The 7459-nt window shown below is 46.3% G+C and carries 5 protein-coding genes; 4 read left to right on the top strand and 1 reads right to left on the bottom strand.

What is annotated here, in order from left to right; translation table 11 throughout:
• The coding region (locus tag BIZ39_RS15325) for an AMP-binding enzyme (RefSeq protein WP_187447375.1) at nucleotides 1–791 on the top strand (791 nt) is incomplete at its 5' end.
• On the opposite strand, the gene BIZ39_RS15320 is transcribed toward BIZ39_RS15325, so the two are convergent.
• Nucleotides 792–1475 carry a cytochrome b/b6 domain-containing protein gene (locus BIZ39_RS15320; protein WP_014978869.1) on the bottom strand — a complete coding sequence of 228 codons (684 nt, stop codon included), beginning with the start codon at nucleotides 1473–1475 and terminating at the stop codon, nucleotides 792–794. It abuts the gene before it with no gap.
• Between the two features lie 404 nt (nucleotides 1476–1879).
• Between BIZ39_RS15320 and dapB the strand changes: the two genes are divergently transcribed.
• From dapB to carB, 3 genes are all read left to right on the top strand, one after another.
• On the top strand, nucleotides 1880–2683 hold the full coding sequence (gene dapB / locus BIZ39_RS15315) for a 4-hydroxy-tetrahydrodipicolinate reductase (protein ID WP_014976121.1): 804 nt from the start codon (nucleotides 1880–1882) through the stop codon (nucleotides 2681–2683).
• A 371-nt stretch (nucleotides 2684–3054) separates the two neighbouring features.
• The gene (gene carA / locus BIZ39_RS15310; RefSeq protein WP_014948979.1) at nucleotides 3055–4185 is read left to right on the top strand and encodes a glutamine-hydrolyzing carbamoyl-phosphate synthase small subunit; all 1131 of its coding nucleotides are present in this window, start codon (nucleotides 3055–3057) and stop codon (nucleotides 4183–4185) included.
• Nucleotides 4186–4198: 13 nt separating this feature from the next.
• Nucleotides 4199–7420, top strand: coding sequence for a carbamoyl-phosphate synthase large subunit (gene carB, locus BIZ39_RS15305; RefSeq protein ID WP_187447374.1), 3222 nt, complete (start codon nucleotides 4199–4201; stop codon nucleotides 7418–7420).
• Nucleotides 7421–7459: the final 39 nt, after the last annotated feature.

Genomic DNA, 7459 nt, shown 5'->3' with positions numbered 1-7459 from the left:
CATATTTCTGGGCGAGCGAGAAAGTAGGTGTTCCCGTTATCGACCATTGGTGGCAAACCGAAACTGGCTGGCCAATTTGTTCAAACCCGATGGGGCTTGAACCATTGGCCACGAAACCCGGTTCATCAAGCGTGCCTACACCTGGATTTAACGTAAAGGTATTGCAGGGTGCTGATGAACAGCAAGTAACCGGTGAAAAAGGCGCTATTGCTATCAAGTTACCGCTTCCCCCAGGTTGTTTGACAACGATTTGGCAAGACCATCAACGGTTTGTTGATGGCTATTTACGAGAATTTGAAGGGTATTACAGCACCGGAGATAACGGGTACGTAGATGAAGGTGGCTACGTATTTATTATGGGTCGCACCGACGATGTCATAAACGTTGCCGGGCACCGGTTATCTACCGGTGAAATGGAAGAAGTGCTTGCAGGACATCCTGCCATTGCTGAATGTAGTGTAATAGGCATCCATGATGCACTGAAAGGGCAATTGCCAGTTGGATTGGTACTGCTAAAAGACGGCGTTACCGTTGATGAACAGGCTCTTGAGCAAGATTTGGTTCAACGGGTTCGAGATAAAATCGGGCCAGTGGCGTGCTTTAAGCGAGCCATCGTCGTCAATCGTTTACCCAAAACCCGGTCAGGTAAAATACTCCGCAAACTTCTGCGTCAAATTGCAGCCAATGAATCTGTTGCCGTACCCTCAACCATCGATGATCCGTCAAGCGTAAGCGAGATTGAGACGCTCATGCGAGAGAAGGGCTTGGTCAACAAGCCCACGGCTGTTTAGCTAGTAGTAATATTCATCTGCCTGTGGAGCTGGCGGGTATACTTCAATAGCCACATATACAGCTGCTGCGGCGATGAGCGCCACAACAAAAGCACGTAGAATTCGCGAGTCAGTAATACCTGCTGTTGCTGACTCCTTATTGCCATGCACCATAGCGGGAACCAATTTTTGCTTCTTATACACGCTGTAAAATATTACCGCGCCTATATGAAGTGCGATAACGTACAGTAACACATCAAAGGCAAGGTGATGCAGAGTGTTCATTAGCGCTAGTGTTTCTTCTTCGGCTAACTGGCGATAGGGACCGTCTAAGAAAATATCATCGGTCATGAACAATCCCGATACCGCTTGTATAGCAAGCAACACTAGCATAACGACGACAAACCATCCGCCTAAAGGGTTGTGGCCAATAGCGGGTTCGGACTGCCTATTAAATAAGGTTTTTATATAATTGAAAACCTTTCTGGGACCAGTAATAAAGCTACTGAACTTGGCGTGTTGCGTACCAACAAATCCCCAGATTATGCGGAAAACGATAAGGAATAAGGTGAAGTACCCAATGTAAAAGTGCCATTGAACTTTGTTTTCAAGCCATTCTACTGTTGCATATTGCGCTAAAAGGCTCGCTACAATAAGCCAGTGAAAAAGCCGGGTGGGAATATCCCATATAAGAGTTTTTTGCATAGTAAATTTAGTTGGGTTGTATTTTGACTTACTCACACTTGCCGTTCAGCGGTGACGAATAAGTACTCGGTCATCTGTTAATTGCCATAGCGTCGCTTAACTTTCTCTATAAAACAAGTAGGCCCAACGGCAGAAAGCCTCTGTTTGTCTTAGTGTTGCAATTAGGACATGTTGATCTTTGCATCAAAAATGCGCAGTAAAGCTCAACATGTCCTAAGCATCGTGTACTGAATTTTTTTTACACCCGAGCCTGAAGCTTTGGCAAAGAACTATGCAGATTGGTAGTGGTTAAATCTTACCGATTCCTTGTTATGCCTATTTAATATGAATCTCACATTGCAATAGTGACGGCATTTGGCAAAATGCCTCACAGTTGAAGGTCTAAAAAAGTGTAAAACGAAAAAATGAAAGTAGGATTATTTGGCGCCAACGGGCGTATGGGACGGGTTTTAGTTGAAGCGCTAGATTTAAGTGACGATGCACAACTTAGCGTGGCAACGGTACGCGATGATTCACCTTGGGTTGGACTAAATGTAGGCGAACTTGCAGGCATTGGAAAAAAAGACGTTGATTGTACTGCGCTATCAGATTTAAGTGGTAATGATGCAGATGTAATGATCGATTTCACCCTGCCTTCGGTTATTGAAAGTAATCTTACGTGGTGCGTTAAAAATAAAATGCCTGTTGTTATTGGAACTACTGGATTAAACGATTCACAGTTGGCGGCACTCGACGAAGCAGCAAAGCATATACCTATCGTATTTGCGGCTAATTACAGTGTGGGCGTAAATTTAATGCTTTCCCTAGTTCGACAAGCTGCAAGTGTGCTGGGTGAAACGGCTGACATCGAAATAACAGAAGCACATCACAGATTTAAACAAGACGCGCCTTCTGGTACAGCCATGGCCATTGGCGAAGCCATTGCCGACGAATTGGGCCGTGATTTAAAAACCTGTGCTGTATACGGCAGAGAAGGGAAAGAGCCTGAACGCGACCAAGGTACTATTGGCTTCGCAACAATTCGAGCCGGAGACATTGTCGGTGAACACACAGCCTTATTTGCAGATATTGGTGAGCGCCTAGAGATTACGCATAAGGCATCAAGTCGACTTACTTTTGCGAAAGGTGCAGTGCATGCAGCAAAGTGGTTGTATGGAAAAGAACCTGGTCTATACTCCATGGTTGATGTACTGGATTTAAAGCTATAGGCGTTTTTATGCCAGCATGCTGTAGCTAAATTAGCAGGCGAGCTTGAGGGCGTTATCAAAGTGTTAAACTAAAGTTGCACTTTAAATGAGCAATAAGCCGTACTTTCGGTGGTTCTGCGCAAAAATGGTGGTATAAGCGGTATTTTAGTAAATTATTACAAATAAATTTGCCATTTTCGGTCAGTGATGTATACTCGCCGGAATTTGCCAGAATTTCGTATTCTGAGGCCGCCAAAATGGCTGAAGAGTGCGGTTTTATTAGCTGCAAAGATCGTAAAACGGGATGTATTGTTATCAATAACTCCCGTTTTTTGTGGGGTTTGTGCAGAAAACTGCACAAACACATAGTTATCCTTAATCTGGAGGTTGACTTGGCTAATTCTGCCCTTTTGGTGTTAGAGGATGGTTCTGTTTTTAAAGGTACGGCGATAGGCGCTACAGGCTCCGCCGTTGGGGAAGTCGTTTTTAATACTTCCATGACCGGCTATCAAGAAATTCTCACCGACCCATCCTACGCTGAACAACTCATCACCCTTACTTATCCACACATTGGCAACACCGGCACTAACGAAGAAGACGTCGAAGCAGATAAAATCTGGTCGAAAGGTCTAATCATCCGTGACCTACCTCTTGTTGCTAGTAACTTTCGTCAACAGCAAACTTTGTCTGAATACCTTAAAGCGAAAGGCGTTGTGGGTATTGCCGACATTGATACACGTCGCTTAACGCGTATCTTGCGAGACAAAGGTGCACAAAACGGCTGCATTATTTGCTCTGATGAATTAGACGAGTCTAGCGCACTAGCGCAAGCAAAAGCTTTCCCTGGCCTTAAAGGCATGGATTTGGCAAAAGTAGTAAGTATTACTGAGCCAAAAACATGGACAGAAGGCAGTTGGGAACTTGGTAAAGGTTATGTAACACCAAGCGAGTTCAAATATCACGTTGTTGCTTTTGACTACGGTGTTAAAAATAATATTCTTCGCATGCTAGCTGACCGCGGTTGTAAAGTTACGTTAGTACCAGCGCAAACGCCTGCTGAAGACGTACTAGCCATGAATCCTGACGGTGTATTTTTGTCAAATGGCCCGGGCGACCCAGAGCCATGTGACTATGCAGTAACCGCAATCAAAACTATCGTCGAAACCGGTACGCCTGTATTTGGTATTTGTCTTGGTCACCAGCTACTTGCTATAGCAAGTGGTGCGAAGACAGTTAAGATGAAGTTTGGTCACCACGGTGCAAACCACCCGGTTAAAGACCTTAAGCGCAATGTAGTTATGATCACTAGCCAAAACCACGGTTTTGCTGTTGATGAGTCTAGCTTGCCAGATAACCTAGAAGTAACTCACATTTCGTTGTTCGACAAGTCGCTGCAAGGTATTCACCGCACCGACAAGCCTGCGTTCAGCTTCCAGGGACACCCTGAAGCCAGCCCAGGTCCTCATGAAGCGGCACCGTTATTCGACCACTTCATTGAACTTATTGAACAACACAAGCAGTAGGAATTAGCCCGCTATGCCAAAACGTACCGACATACAAAGTATTCTTATCATTGGTGCTGGCCCTATTGTTATCGGCCAGGCTTGTGAATTCGATTATTCAGGCGCGCAAGCGTGTAAAGCCCTTCGAGAAGAAGGCTACCGTGTTATTTTGGTTAACTCTAACCCAGCAACCATTATGACCGACCCAGAAATGGCAGATGCGACTTACATCGAGCCTATTCACTGGGAAGTGGTTCGCAAGATCATCGAAAAAGAACGTCCAGATGCCATCTTACCTACAATGGGTGGACAAACTGCGCTTAACTGTGCGCTAGAGCTAGACAAGCACGGCGTACTAGAAGAGTTCGGTTGTGAGCTCATCGGTGCAACGGCAGATGCAATCGATAAAGCAGAAAACCGCGAGCGCTTTGACAAAGCAATGAAAAACATCGGCCTTGAATGTCCACGTGCGGAAATCGCGCACAGCATGGATGAAGCGCACGATGTACTAAGCCGCATCGGCTTCCCTTGTATCATTCGTCCGTCTTTCACCATGGGTGGAACCGGCGGCGGTATCGCGTACAACATTGATGAATTTAATGAAATTTGTCACCGAGGCTTAGACCTTTCACCTACCAACGAGCTGCTTATCGATGAATCGTTGCTAGGTTGGAAAGAGTACGAAATGGAAGTAGTACGCGATAAAGCAGATAACTGCATTATTGTATGTACTATCGAAAACTTCGACCCTATGGGCGTGCATACCGGCGACTCAATCACAGTTGCTCCAGCACAAACCCTGACTGACAAAGAATTCCAGCTAATGCGTAATGCAGCGATGGCTGTACTGCGTGAGATTGGTGTTGAAACCGGCGGTTCAAACGTACAGTTCGGTGTAGATCCGAAAACTGGCCGTATGGTCATCATCGAGATGAACCCGCGTGTATCGCGTTCATCAGCGCTTGCTTCGAAAGCAACAGGTTTCCCAATCGCGAAAGTGGCTGCGAAACTTGCGGTAGGTTACACGCTAGATGAATTAGCGAATGATATTACAGGTGGCTTAACGCCAGCCTCTTTCGAGCCTTCTATTGACTACGTAGTGACTAAGATCCCACGCTTTAACTTTGAGAAGTTTGCCGGTGCTAACGACCGACTGACTACCCAAATGAAGTCTGTAGGTGAAGTGATGGCCATTGGCCGTAACCAGCAAGAATCACTGCAAAAAGCCCTTCGTGGTCTTGAAGTAGGTGCGACAGGCCTGAACCCAATGGTTGACCTTGAAGACCCTGAGTCACGTAATAAAGTGGTTTATGAACTTCGTCAGCCTGGTGCAGAGCGCATTTGGTACATCGGTGATGCATTCCGTATGGGCATGACGGTTGAAGAGGTATTTAACCTTACTAATATCGACCGCTGGTACCTTGTACAGCTTGAAGAGCTTATTCTTCTTGAAGCTAAAGTAGCAGAGCTTGGTTTACCGAGTATTGATGCTGACTTTATGCGCGCACTTAAGCGTAAAGGCTTCTCTGATGCGCGTCTTGCTGAGCTAACCAAAGTGGCAGAAAGCGATATTCGTGAAACCCGTCGTGACTTTGGAATTTCTCCTGTCTACAAGCGTGTAGATACTTGTGCAGCAGAATTCTCTACCAGCACAGCTTACATGTATTCAACGTATGATGAAGAGTGTGAAGCAGCGCCAACTGACAAAGACAAGATCATGGTATTGGGCGGCGGTCCAAACCGAATTGGTCAAGGTATTGAGTTCGACTACTGCTGTGTTCACGCGGCGCTTTCAATGCGTGAAGACGGTTACGAGACCATTATGGTTAACTGTAACCCTGAGACAGTATCTACCGATTACGACACATCAGACCGTCTGTACTTCGAGCCAGTAACGCTGGAAGATGTACTTGAAATCGTTGCTAAAGAGCAGCCTAAAGGCGTTATCGTGCAGTATGGTGGTCAAACGCCACTTAAACTGGCGCGTGCACTAGAGGTGGCGGGTGTACCGGTTATCGGTACCTCACCAGAAGCGATTGACCGTGCCGAAGACCGTGAGCGCTTCCAGCAAATGGTGAACAAGCTTAACCTTAAGCAGCCTGCGAATGCCACGGTAACTAACGTTGAGCAAGCGCTCACTATGGCTGAAGAGATTGGCTTCCCGCTAGTGGTTCGTCCAAGCTACGTGCTAGGTGGTCGTGCGATGGAAATCGTGTATGACCTCAAAGATCTTAAGCGTTACCTTAATGAAGCGGTTAAAGTGTCTAACGACGCGCCAGTATTGCTAGACCGTTTCTTGGATGATGCTATTGAAGTTGATATCGACGCTATTTGCGACGGTAAAGACGTAGTGATTGGCGGCATCATGGAACACATTGAACAAGCGGGTGTTCACTCTGGTGACTCTGCGTGTTCATTACCTCCACACTCGCTTTCAAAAGAGATTCAAAATGTCATGCGCGAGCAAGTTAAAGCCATGGCGCTTGAACTTGGCGTAGTCGGTCTGATGAACACACAGTTTGCGATTAAAGATGGTGAAGTATACCTAATCGAGGTTAATCCTCGTGCGGCGCGTACTGTGCCATTTGTATCTAAGGCTACGGGTGTACCTCTTGCTAAAGTTGCAGCACGCGTAATGGCTGGCGTGAGCCTAGCCGAGCAGGGCGTAACAGAAGAAGTGATTCCACCTTTCTACTCTGTGAAAGAAGTGGTGCTTCCATTTGCTAAGTTCCAAGGTGTTGACCCACTGCTAGGCCCAGAAATGCGCTCAACGGGTGAAGTAATGGGCGTTGGCGATACCTTCGAAGAAGCCTATGCTAAAGCTAACTTAGGTGCGGGTGCGCCACTACCTAAGCAAGGTAAAGCGCTTATTTCAGTACGTGATACCGACAAGCCTCGTATGATCGCACTGGCAAAAGCGTTAGTCGAAGCGGGCTTCAGCATTGAAGCTACCCGCGGTACGGCTACCGAGCTTTATGATGCCGGCATCATGAGTACTGTGGTTAATAAGATGTCTGAAGGCCGCCCTAATATTGTTGATGCAATCAAAAATGGCGAATACGCGTATTTGATCAATACAACAGAAGGTCGTCAAGCCATCACCGACTCAGTGTACATTCGTCGTGAAGCCTTGCTAAACAAAGTGACTTACACCACGACAATGAACGCTGCGTTTGCAACTATCCGTGCTAAGTCTGCCGATGACCGCAATAAAGTGGCATCAGTTCAAGAACTACACGCTAGACTCAAACACTAATGACAACCGCTAGGATACGAGGTATCCTAGCAATATTAC

It is taken from the genome of Alteromonas sp. BZK5, from assembly GCF_014349115.1.
GTDB classification, from domain to species: Bacteria; Pseudomonadota; Gammaproteobacteria; order Enterobacterales; family Alteromonadaceae; genus Alteromonas; species Alteromonas macleodii.
The sequence above is the reverse complement of the archived record's forward strand: the minus strand, read 5'-3'. Positions and strand labels throughout refer to the sequence as shown.